At 38.0% G+C, this 19,977-nt stretch carries 17 protein-coding genes; 9 read left to right on the forward strand and 8 right to left on the reverse strand.

The window, feature by feature from the left end; all coding sequences use genetic code 11:
* Together CH362_RS04610 and CH362_RS04615 are read right to left on the reverse strand one after the other, a co-directional pair.
* Entirely contained in the window at nt 1-1,512 is a 1,512-nt protein-coding gene (locus CH362_RS04610; RefSeq protein WP_100709132.1) for a hybrid sensor histidine kinase/response regulator, read from the reverse strand.
* 22 nt (nt 1,513-1,534) lie between these two features.
* Nucleotides 1,535-3,877: an ATP-binding protein gene (locus CH362_RS04615; protein WP_100709133.1), complete on the reverse strand. Its 2,343-nt coding sequence runs from the start codon at nt 3,875-3,877 to the stop codon at nt 1,535-1,537.
* Nucleotides 3,878-3,967: 90 nt separating this feature from the next.
* Between CH362_RS04615 and CH362_RS04620 the strand changes: the two genes are divergently transcribed.
* The 3 genes from CH362_RS04620 to CH362_RS04630 all read left to right on the forward strand — a co-directional run bounded on the left by CH362_RS04620 (nt 3,968) and on the right by CH362_RS04630 (nt 6,614).
* Nucleotides 3,968-4,840, forward strand: coding sequence for an alpha/beta fold hydrolase (locus CH362_RS04620; protein ID WP_100709134.1), 873 nt, complete (start codon nt 3,968-3,970; stop codon nt 4,838-4,840).
* Between the two features lie 359 nt (nt 4,841-5,199).
* Nucleotides 5,200-5,817: a response regulator gene (locus tag CH362_RS04625; RefSeq protein ID WP_100709135.1), complete on the forward strand. Its 618-nt coding sequence runs from the start codon at nt 5,200-5,202 to the stop codon at nt 5,815-5,817.
* A gap of 164 nt (nt 5,818-5,981) precedes the next feature.
* Entirely contained in the window at nt 5,982-6,614 is a 633-nt protein-coding gene (locus CH362_RS04630) for a hypothetical protein (RefSeq protein ID WP_100709278.1), read from the forward strand.
* A 10-nt stretch (nt 6,615-6,624) separates the two neighbouring features.
* Here CH362_RS04630 and CH362_RS04635 read toward each other — a convergent pair whose 3' ends face one another.
* From CH362_RS04635 to CH362_RS04660, 6 genes are all read right to left on the reverse strand, one after another.
* Nucleotides 6,625-7,341, reverse strand: a complete 717-nt coding sequence (locus CH362_RS04635; RefSeq protein WP_100709136.1) for a lysophospholipid acyltransferase family protein — start codon at nt 7,339-7,341, stop codon at nt 6,625-6,627.
* On the reverse strand, nt 7,338-7,694 hold the full coding sequence (locus tag CH362_RS04640; RefSeq protein ID WP_100709137.1) for a hypothetical protein: 357 nt from the start codon (nt 7,692-7,694) through the stop codon (nt 7,338-7,340). The genes CH362_RS04635 and CH362_RS04640 overlap by 4 nt, the downstream gene beginning before the upstream one ends.
* A 4-nt stretch (nt 7,695-7,698) precedes the next feature.
* Nucleotides 7,699-9,117 (reverse strand): FAD-binding oxidoreductase, encoded by a 1,419-nt coding sequence (locus CH362_RS04645; RefSeq protein ID WP_100709138.1) that lies wholly within the window; start codon nt 9,115-9,117, stop codon nt 7,699-7,701.
* A 2-nt stretch (nt 9,118-9,119) separates the two neighbouring features.
* Nucleotides 9,120-11,237, reverse strand: coding sequence for a polyphosphate kinase 1 (ppk1, locus tag CH362_RS04650; RefSeq protein ID WP_244280480.1), 2,118 nt, complete (start codon nt 11,235-11,237; stop codon nt 9,120-9,122).
* Nucleotides 11,238-11,360: 123 nt separating this feature from the next.
* Complete coding sequence (locus CH362_RS04655; protein WP_100709140.1) at nt 11,361-11,798, reverse strand: LIC13259/LIC11441 family protein; 438 nt, start codon at nt 11,796-11,798, stop codon at nt 11,361-11,363.
* A 45-nt stretch (nt 11,799-11,843) separates the two neighbouring features.
* Nucleotides 11,844-12,164, reverse strand: coding sequence for a hypothetical protein (locus tag CH362_RS04660; protein WP_100709141.1), 321 nt, complete (start codon nt 12,162-12,164; stop codon nt 11,844-11,846).
* Nucleotides 12,165-12,280: 116 nt separating this feature from the next.
* Between CH362_RS04660 and CH362_RS04665 the strand changes: the two genes are divergently transcribed.
* The 6 genes from CH362_RS04665 to CH362_RS04690 all read left to right on the forward strand — a co-directional run bounded on the left by CH362_RS04665 (nt 12,281) and on the right by CH362_RS04690 (nt 19,942).
* The gene (locus CH362_RS04665; RefSeq protein ID WP_100709142.1) at nt 12,281-12,790 is read left to right on the forward strand and encodes a DinB family protein; all 510 of its coding nucleotides are present in this window, start codon (nt 12,281-12,283) and stop codon (nt 12,788-12,790) included.
* A gap of 17 nt (nt 12,791-12,807) precedes the next feature.
* On the forward strand, nt 12,808-13,128 hold the full coding sequence (locus CH362_RS04670; protein ID WP_100709143.1) for an SH3 domain-containing protein: 321 nt from the start codon (nt 12,808-12,810) through the stop codon (nt 13,126-13,128).
* 38 nt (nt 13,129-13,166) lie between these two features.
* Nucleotides 13,167-13,964, forward strand: coding sequence for a hypothetical protein (locus CH362_RS04675; RefSeq protein ID WP_100709144.1), 798 nt, complete (start codon nt 13,167-13,169; stop codon nt 13,962-13,964).
* Nucleotides 13,965-14,116: 152 nt separating this feature from the next.
* Nucleotides 14,117-17,626 carry a PAS domain-containing protein gene (locus tag CH362_RS04680; RefSeq protein WP_100709145.1) on the forward strand — a complete coding sequence of 1,170 codons (3,510 nt, stop codon included), beginning with the start codon at nt 14,117-14,119 and terminating at the stop codon, nt 17,624-17,626.
* The gene (locus tag CH362_RS04685; protein WP_100709146.1) at nt 17,616-18,023 is read left to right on the forward strand and encodes a response regulator; all 408 of its coding nucleotides are present in this window, start codon (nt 17,616-17,618) and stop codon (nt 18,021-18,023) included. The genes CH362_RS04680 and CH362_RS04685 overlap by 11 nt, the downstream gene beginning before the upstream one ends.
* A 158-nt stretch (nt 18,024-18,181) precedes the next feature.
* Nucleotides 18,182-19,942, forward strand: coding sequence for an acyl-CoA dehydrogenase family protein (locus tag CH362_RS04690; RefSeq protein ID WP_100709147.1), 1,761 nt, complete (start codon nt 18,182-18,184; stop codon nt 19,940-19,942).
* The last annotated feature ends 35 nt before the right edge of the window (nt 19,943-19,977 follow it).

Genomic DNA, 19,977 nt, shown 5'->3' on the forward strand with positions numbered 1-19,977 from the left:
CTACAATTTGTCCGGAAAGACCAAGCGGAATTCGGTGCCTTTTTCCGGCTCAGAATCGATTTCTATTCGTATCCCGAATACATCGGCTATCTCTTTTGCAACGAACATTCCAAGCCCAGTGCCTTGGCCTGTTTTCTTTGTGGTGAAGTAAGGTTGAAAGATCTTATTCAAAATATCTTTGCTCATCCCGACCCCGTTATCCCTGATCTTAACCATAGGATGATGATTTTTTTCTCCTACAGAGATCTCTATTCTTCCTTTATTCTCAGTAGCGTCTGCAGAATTTAAAAAGATATTAGAGAATAAAAGACTCAATTGATCTGCGTTAGAATGCACTGCTGTTTTTTCGGGACTTCTATCAAATACAATCTCACAATATTTTAAACGAGTAGTCTTTCTAAAAACTTCTATTACAGATTCTACTACTTCGTTTAGATCCAAATCTTCTTTGGCTCTGCCTGAATCTCCAGGTTTTCCAAGTTGTAATAAGTTGAAAGTCAGGTTCTTTAATTTTGTGATCTGGTTCCAGGTAACTGAGATTGCCTTATCTTTGATAGGTTCATCAGCATCTGGAAGTCTTGCTACTTCTATAAAACCTTGGATGGCAGTGAGTGCATTATTGATCTCATGACCAATGCTCGAAGCGATTGTGGTTAAGAATGCTCTTCTTTCTGCGTCGATTAGTTTTTCTGAGATAATATTTTTCTGTGTAATGTCTCTCGCGATCCCAGTATAATATGTTTTTCCATTTAGTTCATATCTACATACAGAAATATCAAAATTGAATTTTTCTCCACTTCTGCTCACTAATTCCGCATTATGTAATCTAGCAATATTTTGGTCAGATTTACGGCTCATCAAATGAGCGATCCTTTCCAAATACGCGCCGGTATTTTCATCAGAAATTAGAAGGGTAATCTTTTGTCCTACGATTTCATTTTCTAAGTATCCGAAGTTCCGAATAGCAGCTTCGTTTGCTCCTCGGATAAGAAGATCTTCGTCAAGGGTGATCACACAGTCGCCAGTGGTTTCTAAAATTAAACTATTACGATAATTTAGATCTTTAGACTGCTGAGCGAAGTGAGTCTTTTCACGGACTGCTTTTATGATCTTTTTAGATTTTCTGTCTCTATCTTCTTTTTCTTTACGGGCATTCTCTAATGCAGCTAAGATGTTTTGCCTGCTGACAGGCTTGGAAATATAATCGAATACTCTATTTCTAAGAGCTTCTTCAGCGGTATGAAGTTGAGGGTTTCCTGTTATGAGTATTACCGGAATATTAGAATTATATTTTTTGATCTCTCTTGCGACTTCGATCCCGTCTTTTCCGCCCATTAGAATATCAGAAATTACTATATCAACTGCGTGATCTCTTACGATTGTCATTGCGGATTCGAAATCTTCTGCAAGAAAAACATGATATCCTTCTCTAGAGATTACACGTTCTAAAGCGGTTCTTATTTCCGCCTCATCGTCGATGATCAATACGTTGGGATTTCTTTCCCTTGTCATAGTTTTATAAAGAATAAGTTCATTATACCTTTCCTACAGGCACTCGGACAGTGACCTTGGTGCCTTGTCCCGGATTGGATTCTAAATGTATGGTCCCACCATGATCGGTAATGATCCGTTGAGAGATAGTCAATCCAAGTCCAGTCCCTTGTTTGGTTCTCCTAGTCGTGTACAAAGGTAGAAATGCCTTCTCAGCGACTTCGGCGTTCATTCCGGGACCGTTATCTTGAATGGTAAAACTCACCATCTCTCCGTTCAAATATAATTCTTTTCGTGCAGAAACTTGTATTAAAGGAATCACCGGTTTATGTTCCATTTCGGAAATCGCGTTAACTGCATTTACTAGACAGTTGATCAATACCTGTTCGATTTCTTGCCAAGCAACATGGATCTGAGGAAGTTCAGGATTAGTAACCCGTTTCAATTCGATTCCATTCTTTTTACAACTCACCTCGATGAGTTCGCAAGCTCTCAAAAGAATAAAATAAGGAGAAACCAATTCTTTTTTTCTCGGAGCTCTTCTTCCTAGATCCAAAAGTCCTTTGATCAAATCTCGGATCCTTAAGGCGGCGCCTTCAACTCTCTTGTAAACTTTTTTTCTTTCGATTGGATCCGGATCTTCATGTTCTAAAAGATCTTCTAAATATAACAAACTGGATTGAAGCGGGTTATTTACTTCGTGTGCGATACCTGCTGCGATTTCTCCGATGGATGCAAACTTTGCGGTCTCATATAATTGTCTGTCCAAAATTTTAGTTTGGGTTACATCCGAGAATATTAACATCGCTGCGACAGGGAAATCCTGGTATTTTTTAAGCGGAAGGAACTTTATAGAAAAGTAATTCTCTTCTTCTCCCAATAACACCATGGAAAGATCCAAATATGCTGCTCTTTGCGTGCGAATACATTCTTCCAGTTTAACTAAGATCCCTTTTTGAGCCTCTTCCGGAAAAAGAGAAGGGAATTCATCATCCACATCCACATTTAAAAATTGGAATAAGTAGAATTTCAAAATAGGAGCTACTTCCAAAACTTTTCCCTGAGGATCCAATATTACGATCCCGTTATTCATTGAGGCGAATAAGTTCCGAAGTTTCATTTCGGAGGCACGGATCAGTTCTTCATTCTTCTTCTGTTCCGAAATATCTAATAAAAGTAAGATTGTCCCGATCCTATTCCCATAATCATCTTTCAGCGAAGAAGAAGCTAATAAAAACGGAACCTCATGCCTACCTCGGATCGTGATCCTAGTCTCCGCTCTCGATCCTAAAAGGATCATATCCATTGCTTCCGGTTCTAATTTCAGAAGTTCTCTTACTTGTACACCTACGATTTCTTCTTTAGAAATTCCTAATAAAGTGCTGATATTGTTATTCACATAAGTAATAAATCCTTCGTCGTCAGTAGACAAAAGAGGAACTTCTAAAGAATTTAATAGTGCACCTTGGAATTGTAGGATTTTTGCAGTTTCTCTTCTTTGTTTTTCTATCCTTAAATATTGAAGAGAAGAGAGAAGATCTTCTACTATCTCGAAATACAGATAGTTTTCTCCGGAATCGAATGCCATATTCTCTCGCGAAATGATCTGGATCCCGCCGATAATTTTACCTTCTTCTCGAATGATAAGGCTTAAGGATCTTCTGAAATCTTTTGCGACTAATGCTTCTTCCCATTCTGGATACACATTAGAACCAAATTCATAAATATGGAATTGTTCCTTTCCTTCTAGAAGAGTTTCGAAAGGAGATTTAGTTTTTTTTTCTTCCCAAGCAGTTTCTAAATTTTTTCTCCACTTAGAATCCAAGTCTGATTGGATGAGTATTTGATCTGTTCCATCTTCCCTTCTATAAAAACCCCAGACTAAACTATAATGAGGATTTTCTTTGAGAGTATCACAGATCTTTTGAAATAAAGTATTCTCAGAACTTAAACGTAAAGATCTAAGATTTAATTTTAAAAGTCGGAGAGACCTTAAGATACTTTGTAAATAATATAATCTGAGCTCTATCTCTCTGATCTCTGATCTTTGGTAGATGTGAAAAATTAAAGGTGAGTTTGGAGTTTCTGAGAAGGCGTTAATCGTGAAGTCAGCAAGAAGAAGTGATCCATTTTTTTTTCTCAAATTCCAAAGAAGGGAAATACCTAGTTCTTCTGCTCCGCCCCCGTAATTACCGATACTATCCGGGCGAGCGAGTAAATTGCCTAGGCTTAGAGTTTTTAGTTCATCTGGATTATAATCTAAGATAGAGCAAGCCTTAGGATTTGAACCGAGTATACTATAGGTCCCAGGCTCTAAGATTAGAATTCCTTCCTGGGCGGGAAAGAAGGCCTTTTCTAAGAGTAGAACTAATTCCCGATTCTTCATGAATTGTATATAATATCGGAATTCCGCATCGTAAAATTGATTTGGATTCCTTGCTAGATTCGACTAGAGAGGGAATCATTGACTCAATCTATGGATTTTGTATACGAACTTTTTCTTCGAAATTATACCAGGCAAAAAATTCGGTTTATGGAGAAGGAGCTGGGATTTCAGCGCCTGCAACTTGACCTGGGTGGGCATAAAATTTTCTTCTTACAGAGACCTTCTGCCCAAGGATCGAACAAAACTCTTTTTTTCATACACGGACTTCTGGATTCTGCCACAGGTTTCAGAAGACTGGCTCCTTTTTTACGAAATGACTTCAATCTTTTGGTCCCGGATATTCCCGGTTTTGGATTAAGTCCTCTTCCTAAAGTGAAATATTTGTATCAAGTAGATATATTTGCAGACCTTCTTTACAATTCGATCCGCAAACTCGCGTTAAACGATGTAGTGTTGGCTGGGCATTCCATGGGATCTTTGATCGCGATGATGATTGCAATGCGCGATTCTGAAAAAGAAAAAAGGATCCAGAGACTCGTGTTACTTTCTCCTGGCGGAATTCCGCATCCACAAAGAGACGAAATGAGGAAGTTACTTTTTCCTTCGAAAACGGAAGAGATTGAAAGACTTCTTACTGCATTGTATCAGGAGAATGTTCCGGAATTAGGTGGTATCGCAAAAAAAGCCCTGCTCAGCCAATGGAATAATTTAGCTCATCAGTTCTTAACGGAAAATACTCTAGATAGAGAAAAAGAAATTTTTCTGGGCAAAAAACTCTCTGCTGTTACCCAAAAATCTCTGATCATTTCCGGAACAGAAGATCCGATCACGGATCCTCCTATGGTCAAAAAGTTACATTCTTATTTAAAGAAAAGCAAACTGGTATGGATCCCAAATGCGAAACATGCTATTCACATGGAAAGGCCTAAGGAGGTTGCAGAAAAGATCAATTCTTGGCTTTGAAGATTGATGTTGGCTGAATTCTACTCCTCGAATAAGGGAGAAGAAGGTAAGCTAACCTTATAAAAAGAGTCTTTGTTGGGAAATAAATTATTTATTATTAAAACCTAATACTCTTCTTATTTATTTTCTCTTCTGAGATCCTATCTATAGGATAAAAAAAGACAGACACATAAATTTAAAAAAATGGCGAAAAAATTTCGTACAATATTGTTACGAGAAATCCAAATCAACTCTTGATCCGTATTAGATTTTATAAAATAAAAAAAAATCTTCCTACCTTCGTCCGAGTTTTTTGAAAAACGAATATAGAAATTAGAATCAAAAAACCGTAATACAAGGGACTGGCTGGCGGATAAAAAATGGAAAAAGTAAAAATAGCTATAGTAGAAGACAATTCCGAGTTTGCTCAAAACTGTGCAAACACTCTCTCTGTGATGGAAGAAGTGGATCAGGTAGAAGTATTTTCTTCTACCGAAGACTTATCACATAATCACCAAGATAAATTTGATCTTGTATTTATGGATATCGTTCTTCCTGGAAAATCCGGGATCGATTATATAAAAGAAAGATCTGAATTTGATAACGACCCTAAGTATATTATGTTATCTACGTTAGACACTGACGATGCTTTAATACAAGCAATGAAGGCTGGTGCAGTCGGATTTGTTCTCAAAAAAGATCTGAAAGACATAAAAGAAGTAGCGAGGATGGTGATGAGAGAAGGAGGGATACTTTCTCCTGGTGCCGCTGCGAAAGTGATTTCCTTTTTCAGGAAACCTCCAACGAAGGAGACACATTCTTTAACTCCTCGAGAAAAAGAAATTTTGAATCATATCATAAATGGTTATAGAACTAAAGATATAGCGCGTAACTTTGGGACGAAAGAAGGTACAGTTCGAATTCAGATCAAAAGTATTTTCAAAAAATTACAAGTGAACTCTAGAGTAGATCTGGTTCGTAAGTATTCTCGTTTCTAAAAATTTTACTAATCCAAAGTATCTAATTTTGCTGTGACAGTACACATTAGTTTTTGCGACACGGAAAGATTAGTTTTATATGAGGTTGAAATAAAAACTTAATTAATTTAAAATAATAAGTAAACTTGCTTTCATCGAATTGTTACTAGTGTATGGTATTCAACATGATGGAGATCCGAGAAACGGAATGGTCCGAAGCTCTGGCTCGTCTCGCTGTGGTAGTATCCACTTATAAACATGTCGGAAGTACTACAGATCAAGTCTTTCTGGCTTGCGAGTCATTATGGGCGGATTGGGACGGCTTCGAGCCAACTGGACCTGATTGGTTACAAGGTTTTGAGGAATCCATGGACGAAGGAGAGATGCAATATGCTTCAAACTCCTTTTCACAAGTAAGATCTCTATTGAGAGAAAAATTAGACGAGGTCAATCACACTTTCGAGAATGGAGAAGATTCAGTAATCGGTGATTTGATCTTAGAGTTATCTGACGGAATATATTCTTTATTAAACGGACCGGAAGAACCGGATAAAACTGTAGAATCTATACTCATAGAAGCAGAAAAACTTTTAGAGATACTTTTAGAATCTAATGATCTCAAATTTCCTGAGGATGAAAATTTGTCCTCTATCGATTTGGAATTGATAGAGGATTTGGGAGAAAGAGAAATTTTAAGAGAATTGATCTCCGCTTTCGAATCTGCAGTAGAATCCAAACAAAACGGAAAAGCATTATATCTTTTGATGTCCAGGATCTTTATAGTCCACTGGAGTTTTTACAGATTAAGAGTAGCTTAATTAAAAAATTCTAATTTTTCTTAGGCTTACTTTTGGCCTCTTGAGCCAGTCTTACTTCTTCCCTTAAATTTTCTGCTTCTTGCCAGGTGATCCCTGCTTGATCTAACATGAATGTTTCTAATTTTTTTCTCCAAACTTCTAGTTCTTCCTCTCCGTTTAGTTTTGGAACGTAAAACGGCTCTGAAATAAAAAATTCAGCTTTAGAAAATAGTTTTGGAACTGGAGTTCTATCCCAACTTTGCACAATGCTATAATGATCATATTTTGCGTAGTAAGATAAAATTGGAAACCCTGTCATAGAGGCCAACTGAATGATACCTGGTTTGAGAGTATAGACTGGGCCAGTAGGGCCGTCTGGAGTGATTAAACTGATACTACCTTTTTTAGCGTCATTAACTAGTGCCCTTAACGCAGAGGCGCCTCCTCTTTTACTGGAACCTCTTTTTGGTTTCATCCCAAAATGAGAGATCACTCTTGTGGCTAATTCTCCATCTTTGGATTGAGAAGCCATTGGGATCACTTCCAAACCATAACGTTTTACATAAAATTTATATGTGAAGTCTATAACGAATGGGATTTGGTTATGCCAAAGTGCTAAAACGAATCCTTTTTTTTGGAGAAGTAGCTCTTCTGTTTTTTTGGGGATATGTATTTTAGTCCAACGGACTGTAATATATATAATTTTTAATATTGAAGTGGCGATAAAGGAAGAAATTGCGATCTTCATGATCGGCCTCTCCCTTGGAAGAATGGTAATAAAAATAGCCAGATGGATGATAATACAAGTCCCATACTGTCTTTGAAAACTTCTGAATCCAGGTCAGGTTTAGGGTTATCTAAGAAATTATAAAATCCCCAAACAAAATATCCTATACCAACAGATTTTCCTAAACCTGCGATTAAGATCCTTCTGCTTGGATCATGAAAGTAAGAAGACCATTCAGTGGAATATAAAAGACTTACAGTTAGATAAGTCGGGATCCAAACTTGTGGATCCGATTTTATATAACTTAGGCCTGCAAATACGATCCAGATAATTACGGTCAGAAACCTAAAAAAACCGGACAGTTGTTTATTCATGACTTTAAGGGAGAATTTTCCCCGGATTCAAAAGATTTTTAGGGTCCAAAGATTTTTTGATCATTCTCATCACTTCTATCTCTGCAGAAGAACGAGAGAAATGTAAAAAGTCTTTTTTCAAAAGGCCGATCCCATGTTCTGCACTGATAGATCCATGATGTTTTTGTAATAGTTCAAACATAGAAGGGTCCACTTTCTTACATTGAGAGAAAAACTCGGAATCAGAAAGATCCTTAGGTTTTACTATATTCAAGTGAAGGTTTCCATCACCTATATGACCGAAAAGTGCGATCTCGAAGCCAGGATATTTGGAAGAAAGCAAAGATTGCATATCTTCCAAGAACGGATTCATATTTCGAAGAGGAAGAGATATATCATTCTTATGAACTGTATAATCTATAGAAATGGATTCACTGATTCCTTCTCTATATTTCCAGAATGTTTCTGCTTGTCTGGAGTTTTGAGCTAGGCTTCCGTCGGAAACATAACCTTTTTCCATAATGGTTTCTAAAAAGGAGAATAGTTTCTCATCATCTGATTCTTCAGTGATCTCGAATTCCATCAAAACATAGTATGGGCTCACTTCAGAAAATGGATCAGGAACATGTAGGTGATCCATCACCTTATCCAAACAATATTTGGTCAAAAACTCAAATGCCAAAATAGGCAAGGACATATTATGAGTTTCTTTAAATAATTCTAATATAGAAGGGAAGTCAGGAACCGCCGTGAAAAGGATCCTGTTATCCGCAGGTTTTTTGGTAAGTTTTAAGGTACATTCGGTGATAATTCCTAATGTTCCTTCGGAGCCAATGAATAGATGTTTTAGATCATAACCTGTATTGTTTTTCAAGATCTCGCCGTTAAATTCCAGGATTTCCCCTGTTCCTGTAACTACTTTCAGGCCCAAAACCCACTGGCGGATCAGACCATAATGAACTACTCTCACACCACCCGCGTTAGTCGCTATGTTACCACCTATATGAGAAGAACCTGTGGCTGCAAAATCTACAGGAAAATAGAAGCCTCTTTCTTCTGCTTCTTTATGCAGATTTTTAGTGATCATCCCCGCTTGTACAGTCAAGGAGCCGAAGAATGGATCGAAATCCAAAACCTGATCCATCTTGGTGAGTGAGATTACAATTTCGCCAGACTTGGCTACTGCTCCGCCTGCGTAGCCTGTTCTTCCACCGGAAGGAACGATCTTAATATCATTCTCGAATGCAAATTTTACGATTTCAGAAACTTCTTGGGTATTTTTAGGGAATGTTAGGATTTCATAATCTGGAACATATACTTTTGTTCTGTCCGTTCCGAAAGAAAGAAATGTCGCCTGATCCATTTGGGTTTCATCTTTGAAAAAAACCCTGTCGTCTCCCAATAGGGATTTGAGTTTATTTTTATTTTCCTGGCTAATACTCATATTTATTCCGTGAAGTTCATTCTTTCGATCTGGCTATCCACAGGCTTCTCGCCTTCTACTCTTTCTCTTTTGCGATAGATCCCGTCGGAAGAAAGTAATCTTGCTTTTACATTGTCCCTGATCTGAACATCTAAGATCTTTTTGATCCTATCTTTATTTTTTGCATCTAGTATAGGGAATAGAACTTCGATCCTTCTTTCAAAGTTTCTAGGCATACAGTCTGCGGATGCAAGGAAGATACTTTCTTCTCCGCCGGAAAGGAAATAATAGATACGTGTATGCTCTAAGAATCTACCTACGATAGAGATCACTGTGATATTTTCTGAAATTCCTGGAAGTCCAGGTTTTAAACAGCAGATCCCTCGAATGATCAGTTCGATAATCACTCCCGCGCGACTAGCATTATACATTGCTAGTATAATATGAGGATCTACTAAGCTGTTCATCTTGAAAATGATACGTGCAGGTTTTCCTGCTTTTGCATTTTCAGTCTCTTTTTCGATGAGAGCTAAGAATACAGTTTTTAGGTTATGTGGAGAAGCGGCCAGTTTGTGTAAGAAAGGCATCTTTGCATAACTAGTGATTGTATTAAAAATAGTGGAAACATCTTCAGTAATTTCTTTGTTAACAGTGAAGAAGCTTAGGTCCGTATAATATTTACTGGTTGTGGAGTTGTAATTTCCGGTACCAAGATGCACATAACGCACTAGATGTTCTTCTTCTCTTCTTACGATCAGAAGCATCTTGCTGTGGATTTTAAGTCCAACTACTCCATATACTACGTGAACCCCTCTTTCTTCCAGTTTTTGGGCCCATTTGATATTTCGTTCTTCGTCGAATCTTGCTTTTAACTCTACAAGTACTGTGACCTGTTTTCCGTTTTCAGCAGCCTGTCCTAAATATTGGATAATAGGAGAGTCTCCGCTTGTACGGTATAGGGTCATTTTGATCCCTAACACTTTCGGGTCTTCGCTAGAAATTCTGAGTAGGTCTTCGATTGCTCCGAAAGATTGGTAGGGGTGATGCAATAACCTGTCTTTCTTTTTGATCGCTTCGAAAATTTTCTCAGGAGATTCGAACTTTAAAGTAGTTTTTTGTTGGAAGAAGGTATACTTGAACTTAGAAGTATGCTCCAATCCGTAAAAATACATTGTATCACTAATATTTAATATAGAAGATACATCGAAAATCTCATGATCTTGTAGTTCCATGAGTTCTTTTAGAGTGTTCCTTACGAAAGAAGAAGTTCCTTCGTAAATATCCATCCTCACCGCGTCTCCCCAGATACGGTTTCGGATCTCTTTTTTCATAGTGATGAGTAAATCTTTTACAGAAGCTTCTTCATCTATGGAGATGTCTGCATCTCTTAAGATACGGAAAGGATAAACTTCTTTTACTGTCATTCCGTAGAATAAGTCATCCACATGTAGTTTGATGATCTCTTCTAATGGGAAAAATCTTCTGGTTTTACCTTCTCCCTTAAGTTGTAAAAATCTTGGTAGTACGGAAGGCACTTGAACTACAGCGAACAGATCTTTTTTAAGTCCTGTTTTTTCGTCGTCTGCGGTAAGGACGATCGCTAAGTTTAAGGATTTATTAAGTATATGAGGAAATGGGTGAGAGGGATCTATAGAAAGTGGAGTTAAGATCGGAGAAACATCTTCTTTATAATAATGTTTGATGTCTTCTATTTCATTTTTATTTAATTCATCTGGATTTAAGATAAGATGGATACCATTCTCTTTCATCTGCTCCAGAGTGTGAGTCAGCGTTTCGTATTGAACATTTACGAAATTTCTTACCTTATTGGATAGATCAGTTAAGATCTCGGAAGCTCTTTGGCCATTTAGACTTTTTTCGTCGTTACCTTCTGCCAGTATGTTTCTCAAACCTGCTACTCGGACCATATAGAACTCGTCTAAGTTTGATTCAGTGATACATAAAAATTTTAGGCGTTCCAGAAGTGGATTTTCAGGATCGGTAGCTTCTTCTAAAACCCGTTTGTTAAAATCTACCCAGGAAAGTTCCCGATCAAAAAAGATATCGGAGTTACCGATATGGATCGGTCCCTTGTTTCCATTTCCCCCACTTCCTAGAGTCTGGGTTTCAGGCGATTTTATCTTTTGGGCCACTGATTTTGTCCTACTTTCTTCTGGTTTAAAATGGACGGGCCGAGAGTCAAGCCTGCTTTCAGGGGAGAAGAAGCGGAAGATCCTGAGTTAAACCGCTTCTTTCTGATCTTGTTAAACTATCAGTTTTCCTGTTTCTCTTTCATCTATCAGGTAAGGATTTCGGACTTCTTTTGTTTTAGAGATCCAAACCTTTCCTGTTTTAGGGCAGAGAAAAGAATAAAGTTGGAATTTGGGTGCCACATCTTTTAAGGAAGAACATAACTCTGAATATAAAAATTCCTGCTCTTCTCTTGAACTCGCTTTTTCCAATAATTCTGCAAAGGTCAATGACTTAGCATATTTGATCCTTTCTTCTCCGGAACTTTCTTTAGCTCTACGGATCATTCCAGAGAGTCCTTTTGGATTTGTTCTTTTGTCATCACTGGAAAGTAATTGTTCATGAAATACTGATAGTCTTTGAAATAATCTCAACTCGGAAGATTCCGCAGCCACTGGAGCGGAAACTGAAACCACGGATGCCGCGGCTATGTATGAGAATACGTTGCGCATAAAATTCTCCTATATTATAAAAATTAAATATATGTGGAGAAGTTTCTAAATGATGAGTCGGATCGTGTATAAGTTTGAATTAAACGCAGAAATGTATAATGGCGCTTCAGAATCCAAGGAAGAAAGTAATGATTCTGAATGAGAGAATAGACCTAAACTTTTCCAATATATAGAAGCAGCTTCTGTTTCTATTCGTTCGGATTCTTTTTCTAAAATGACTAAATTAGAAAGAGCGGAATGAGAAAGTTCGAAATGAAAACTTTGTTTAGAATTTTTTGTCCCGGAGAAAGATGTTACCGTTCCGTTAGCAGATACTGCGAACGAAAAACAGAATACAACTAATCCTATGAAAGTCCGGGCAAACATATAAAATTGGACCAGAGATATTGTCGGTAGGTTTCCTATTTATTTTGAAGAAATAGGGATTGTCTTCAGATTTTAATATGTATTGACCTATTTAGATCATTGCTCAAAATTTCAGCATGATAGATCCAGAATACTGTGTCGCTTTGGCAGAATACAATAGTTGGCAAAACGAATCCTTATTAAATGTATCTGAAAAATTAAGATCAGGCGAATTGGAAGAAGATAAAAAACTTTTTTTTGGCTCTATGGCTAAAACCTGGAATCATATCATCATGATGGATCTTTCTTGGTTGGATCGATTCCATTCTAGGCCTATCCAAAAATTGGATTTTCATGAGATGCAGTTTTCTAATCTGTCAGAACTCAAAAAACTTAGGACTGAATTAGATTCGACGATTTCGGAATGGGTAAAAACCATTACCTCAGAGTGGCTCACACAAGATCTGAAGTTTTACAGTTACATGTACAAAAAAGAAATCACATTGCCCATATGGCTTCTGATCACTCATTTTTTCAATCATCAGACTCATCATCGCAGCCAAATCTCTACAGCATTATTACAAAGTGGATTGGACTATGGAGTTACGGATATTCCTTGGAATCCATTTTATCCAAAATCCAGATAATATATTCAGGAAGACGAATGAAACAGATCCTCGCATTCTTTTTGGCCTTTGCTTCTATTTTAATTTGGAATTGTGCCTCCGTAGAAAAAGTAGAACCTCGTAAAATAGAAAAGATCATGAAGGTCCATGCAGGAGGAGGTCTTCGTTTGAGGATCGCTCCTAATATAGAAGCTAAAAAAATAGATCTGGTCCCGGACGGCGACGTTGTAGAAACTTTAGGCGAGACCGGAGAAGTCGAGATCCAGGACGGTAAACAAGGCCGTTGGGTCAAAGTGAAGTGGAAGAAAAAAGACGGATATGTGTTCGGCGGATTTTTAGAATTTATCAACGTCAAATAATTTATACTTTTTGAATATTCTCCTGTTAAGGAATTCCATTGAGAAGATTAAGAAACCAATTTATAGATATTATTTCATTCCAAAACGCAGCTGGATATTTTGCTGCTATTACGTTCTTTGTGAGTTTATTTTCCTTATTGATCGATCCTAAGATCGGTGTATTAACTCCTGACATGTTGGATGGAGGAAGATGGTGGAATGCGGGCCTATTTGTATTTCATCTACTTTCTCCGGCTGAGATCCAAGCTGGAACTTATATGCCTTGGATCTTTTTGGCCTTCTACACGTATCTGGTTTTTTCCGTCGGAAAAATTTTGGAAGAGGACATGGGTTCTCTTCGATTTAATCTATTTTTGTTTTCTTTAATTTTCTTTATTACGATAGGTGGAGTTCTTTCTTTATATTACCCATTGTTTGTGGAGACTAAGATGATCTATGATTGTCTTTTATTGGCTCTTGCAATCCGTATGCCTAATTTAGAATTCTTTATTATTCCAATTCGAATGAAATGGATTGGGATCGCTTTATTTGTATATTTGTTCTGGGAAAGGGGAGACGAGATGAGAATGTTCAACTCTATCCTACCTTGGGCGGGATTATTTTTTGGATTCTCCAGCTTATTATTGTTCTTCGGAAGAGATATTTTAGGCACAAAGATCCGGGAGCGTAAAACCTCTAATTGGAAAGCCAAACAGTCAGAAGTATTTACAGTTCATAAATGTCATGTTTGTGGGGCCACTGAGGCAACGGATCCTCAATTGGAATTCCGCTATTGTGTGAATTGTGAAGATAAGGAATATTGCGAGAATCATCTTCATAATCACGCACATTCTTAAGAGATCTTCTTTATCCCTTAAGAGCGGATTTTTTGCATTCTGTTTATTCAATTTTTTTTAAACCGGATTGACTTTCTTTAGGTTAGGTGTGAAATCTTCCGGCACTCCAAAATTCTCTCTGGCCCGAAGAGAATTTTGTAGGATAACCTCCCGTGAATTCGATCGTCTACTGGTTTGAAGAATTATTTGCCTCTCTTCCTCTGTCTTTTCTAGACATCTGGGGCAGATTCGGCTATATTGTCGGGCTCTTTTTAATGATCTGCGCCTACGGAGGTTTTACTTTTAACCCCGGAGGTAAATTCGGTTTTGGTCGCCGAAAACAAAGCTGGGACACCCAGGCATTTCTAAGCATTCCATTCACTTTTGTTTTTATTTTTATCACAGGTTATGTAGGTTCTTTTATCGTTTTGGTTCCGGGTGCTCAGACATTCGAGTCCTTAAAGGATCTAACGGTTTTTCTTTGTATTCTTTTGTTCGGTTATCCTGCACTTCTTGCGGTTCCTTTTGCTTATGGACTTTCGGATCTGATAGAAGGTGTTCCTCCTGATTTTTTATTCGATTGGCTTTTAGGTTATTTTATCAACCCGGCCTGTTTTTGGGTGGCATATCAGTTGATCGGAAGAGATCCAGATTTTAAAAAACTGAAAACCTGGATATTATATTCGATTTTCGTAATTATCTTCATGAGTATAGAGCCTCAACTTTGGGGATATATCTGTTCTGAACAATTTACTAGAGAGATCTCTTATCGAAATATCACTCCTGCATTATTTTTTACTACAGGAGTTACCTGGATAGTCGCTCCTTTTGCGATGCTGATCGCATTACCTTTGGCTAAAAAGTACGGATTATTTTGGGCGGAAATTCCAGGCCATACAAGAGAGTTAGTTTTAAGTTATAAAGAATGGTACTGGCAGGAAGAAAAATTTGGAAAAGATGGAGTTCCTTTGGGACAAGGACTTCCAATCCGAATGTTCTTAGTTACTCCATTTATACTTTTAGTTTTGATCATGGTGGCTGCCACTGCTTATTTGACTTTGAGAAGTTCAGAAGCTGCGTCCGGCAAACTCGCTGCTAGATTACACCAAGAGATCTCGGAGAATATTAATCTAAGGTTAGATGATTATCTGGCTCGCTCTATCCAGAAAAAACCGGAAGAAGTTTCTCTTTTATTGAAAAATACGAATATAGCCAGACATGGTAGAGCTTTTATTGTAGATAGAGAAACTCGAATTGTAGCTTCTTCGGATTTACGTTTTAGTAATATTGGATCCGCCTCAGAGAGTGGGGACCCAGTAATACGGAATTCTATTCTTTCTGTTCTCAAAGATTACGGAGATCTGTATTCTGTTAGGGCAGCGTTTCAATTTAGATTTGATATAGTAACTGCAAAACCTGTTTCCAGAGAGACTTGGCTCACTCAGGTAACTCCGTATAGGGATAATGCAGGAGAAAATGATTGGATCGTAATCACAGCAATGCCTGCTTCTTATTATTTAGAAGGTGTGCAGATAGGTAATAGTGAGTCCGCAAAAGTATTCGCTGTCGCTCTGACTCTTTCACTTTTGATCGCGGCATTTCTCGCAGGAATTGTTACATCACCAATCCGTAATATTTCTCAAGCTACTAGAGCTATGGCGGCAGGGGATTTTTCTCAAAGAGTCCCTTCCAGTAAATTGGAAGAGATTGGGACTCTTGCGTTTTCATTCAATCATATGGCGGAGCAGTTACAAGAAGCGTTCCGTAGAACAAAGGCGAGTGAGGAACAATATAAAGATCTTGTAGATACTACTCCAGGCGTTGTTTGGGAAGCGGATGCAATCACTTTTAATTTCACGTTTGTGAGTAAACAAGCTGAGGATCTGCTAGGATATTCCGTAGAAGAATGGAAAACTCCTGGATTCTGGGCGGACCATATTCACCCAGAAGATAAGGATTATGCGGTGAATTACTGCGTTGCCTGCACGGGAAGATTGGAAGCCCACGATTTTGAATATAGATTCTTGAAAAAAGACGGAACTGTCATTTGGCTTAGAGATATGGTGAAAGTAATCACCGAGGGCAATAGGGAAAAATGGCTTCGCGGAGTGATGGTGGATATCACTGAGCGTAAAAATATAGAAGAGAAATTTTTAGAAAGGAACAGATTTGTAGAATCCATTTTGGATATTAGCCCTGATATATTATATATATATGATATACAGGAACGAAGGAACGTGTATAGTAATATAGGCGTAGAGAGGTTATTAGGATATTCTGTAGAAGAGATTCAGATAATGGGGAATTCTCTTTTAAAATCACTTATGCATCCTGATGATTATCAGGTGTATTTAACTGATATCATTCCAAGATATTTAAATGCTCTAGATAGAGATGTAATTGAACACCAATACAGAATGCATCATAAGGACCGGAAATGGCGTTGGTTCGTTTCTAGGGAATTGATCTATAAGAGGGATTTTGAAGGAATACCAACCCAAATTTTTGGTATTTCCAATGATATTACTAAGAGTAAAGAAGCAGAAGAAACAATTCTAGATCTAAATGCAAATCTGGAACGTAAAATTGATCAAAGAACGGAAGAACTGAAAAGAACGAATAAAGATCTAACCGAATCTTTGGAATATCAAAAGAAGATCTCCAAAGAGTTGAATGAAACTCAAAGCCAACTTCTTCTTTCCGAAAAGTTAGCGGCCCTGGGTCAGCTTGCTGCCGGAATGACTCACGAATTAAATACTCCATTGGGAGCGATTGTCTCTTCAAATCGTGCAATTTTGGATATCTTATACGAAGAGGTTAAGGAAATACCTGACCTTCTTCTTAGCCTAAACAAAACAGAAGTCGAGCATTTCAAATTTTTATTAGATGAAAGTTTGAAGGAAATTTCCCAGGCGGAGATCTTACCGAATCGTTCTTTGAGACGAGAACTTGTGCGCGTATTTAAAGAAGCTTCTGTTTCAGATCCTGAGAATGCGGTAAATATGATCTTAGAATTGGGGATCCATAGATTGGGAGAAAAACTTCCTGAACTTTTGAAGACTGAAAATTCTCTGAAAATTTTGAACGCGGTTTCTTCTATCGCATCTATTGTGAGATTCAGTAATGTGATCTCGATCGCGACTGGAAAGGCATCTTATGTTGTAGATGCGCTTAAAAATTATCTGAACCCGGGAGCGCATAACGGAGATGAGGAGCTTGTCCCGGTAGATATTGAAGTTGAGCTGGAAACAATTATCGCCCTATATCATAATAAGATCAAATACGGGGTCGAAGTAATTAAACATTATCGGACAAACGAACTTTGTTTGGGAGATCCTGATAAGTTGAATCAAGTATGGATCAATCTATTAAATAATGGATTGCAGGCCATGAACTATAAAGGTAAAATCGAAATCTCAACGGAAAAAAGGGAATCCTGGATTATAGTTTCTTTCATGGATTCCGGTTCTGGAATTTCGAAAGAGATCCAAGATAAAATTTTCGATCCATTCTTCACTACCAAAAATCCTGGAGAGGGTATCGGTCTTGGCCTGGATATTTGCAAAAAGATCGTAGAGAAGATGGGCGGAAAAATAGAATTTGAAAGTGAGCCTGGACGCACTAAGTTCGAAGTTTGGCTGAAATCTGCGAACCGTAAAAAAGAGGAATCTATTGGAAACTGAAAGATCACAGAATGCGATCCTATGTGTGGATGATGAAGCGATCATCTTAATTACCTTACAAAAGGAATTAAAAAAACAACTAGGAAATTTATTCCAATACGAAACTGCCTTAAACGCAGAAGAAGCTATGGAAGTCATAGATGATCTGGTAGGTGCAGGTGTGAATGTGATCTTAATCCTTTCCGATTGGTTGATGCCAGGGATTAAGGGGGATGAGTTTTTAATTTTGGTCCATCGAAAATATCCTAAGATCCGATCCATTTTGATCACTGGACATGTGGACGCAGCCGCAGTGGACAGAGTAAAAAAAGAAGCAGGGACTTATACAGTGATCCCAAAACCTTGGGACGTGAATAAATTAATGGAAGCTGTTCGAGTTTGTTGTAATTTGAATTAGAGCGAACGTTACGAAAATCACCTTGGAAACATTATCCGTTCAGATATTTTGCCCTTCAAACTAACACTAGTTCATTCGAATACTTCTATCTTGAAAACGAATTGACCTTTCCTTTTCTAAGAAGATACTTTATCATCTCCTAAAGGAATCTTCTTATCATGCTGCAAAACAACTACTTTAACGATGTATCCGACCTGAGGTTACATTTCGATCATATTATTAATTGGAAGGAAATTGTAGATTCCTACGAGGGCGGATTTACTGATGCCGCAAAATATAAAGCGGGAGACGAAAGATTTGCTGCCGCTCCTTCTTCTCATGAAGAAGCATTAGAATATTATAAAACTTTACTGGACTCTGTGGGAGAATTTGCAGGTAAAGAGATCGCTCCTTATGTTGCCGAATTGGACAAAGTTGGAGTAAAATTCGAGAACGGAAAAGTTACATTCCCGGAAAAATTATTAGAGATCGTCCGGAAAGCAAGAGATGCAGGATTACAACCTACAGGTTTTTCTAGAAAGTACGGTGGTTTAGGAATTCCTTGGACGGTTAGAGCATTCTTTAGCGAAATCTTATATAGAGTAGATGCGTCCGTTTGTATTTCGATAGGTTGCGTGAACTTGGCGGAGATCGTAGAAAAAAATGGAAGTGAAGAATTAAAAGACGAATGGTTGCCTCGTTTGGCCGCTGGAGAATTTGCCTGCGCTATGGGACTTACGGAACCTGATCATGGTTCCGATCTACCAGGACTTCGCACTAAGGCCACCCATAAAGAAGGAAATACGTATTTATTAAACGGAACCAAAAGATTTATTACCCAAGGTTGTGGTACTGGCGAAATTCCTGCTATATTGTTGCTATTAGCTAGAACTGGAAATCCTGGAAGTGGTGCGAGAGGACTTTCTTTCTTCTTAGTCCAATCCAAAGATATTCAAGTTGCTGGAATAGAGAAGAAGATGGGACTACATTGTTCTCCAACATGTGAGATCGTTTTAGAAAATACTCCTGGCATCTTGATTGGAGAAGAAGGTCACGGGCTTATCAAACATACTATGGGAATGTTGAATGGGGCACGTATGGGGATCTCTCAACAGGGAGTGGGGATCGCACAAGCAGCGTTAGCTGAAACTAAAAAATATACTACTGAAAGAATTCAATTTGGGAAACCGATTGGAACCATTCCTGCAGTTCGCAAAATCCTGCGCAGAATGGAAAGAGAAACAATGGCAATGCGTTGTTTGATGTTAGAAGGCGCTCGCGCGATGGACCTATACTATTTCAGAGGAGATCATCTGAAAGAAAAAGGTGCCACAGAAAGAGATCTAAAATCAGATGTTGTATTGAAATATTGGGAAAAGTTAGCCGGAATACTTACACCTATTTCCAAATTTTATTGTTCAGAGTCCTGTGTTAAGATTGCTGGTGACGCGGTTCAACTTCATGGAGGAGCAGGCTTTACCGAAGATTATGATGTCTCGAGAATTTATAGAGACTCTCGGATCACAACCATCTATGACGGAACTTCTCAAATCCAAGTGAACGCGAGTATTGGTGGGATTGTCACAGGGATGAGTGGCCATGGTTTCCTAAGAGAATATATAGATAACGAATGGTCCCATTTTCCAATGGAAGAAACAAAAGTCCTCTCTGAAGTTTGGGATGGTTTCCAGGAAGCAGTTATTATGTATAAGGATCTAGCGACTTCCGAAGAGAGAGAAGAAACTGCGGATGAGATCGTATGGGCAAGTGCCAGGCTTCTTTCCGGTTTATTATTCTATCGTTCTACACTTCGTATTCCTGAAGAGCTAAGAGCGGAAAGACTTTCCTATGTAGACGAATACAATTTGGATAGTTTAGGCTATATGGAAGGTTTAAAGGCCAAATTGAAGGTAAAGGTTTCGGCAAGACAAACGGTTTAAAACAACGAAAAAATCGTTTTTTGCCCTTATACTTT

The sequence above is a fragment of the Leptospira saintgironsiae genome (assembly GCF_002811765.1).
Taxonomy (GTDB): domain Bacteria; phylum Spirochaetota; class Leptospiria; order Leptospirales; family Leptospiraceae; genus Leptospira_B; species Leptospira_B saintgironsiae.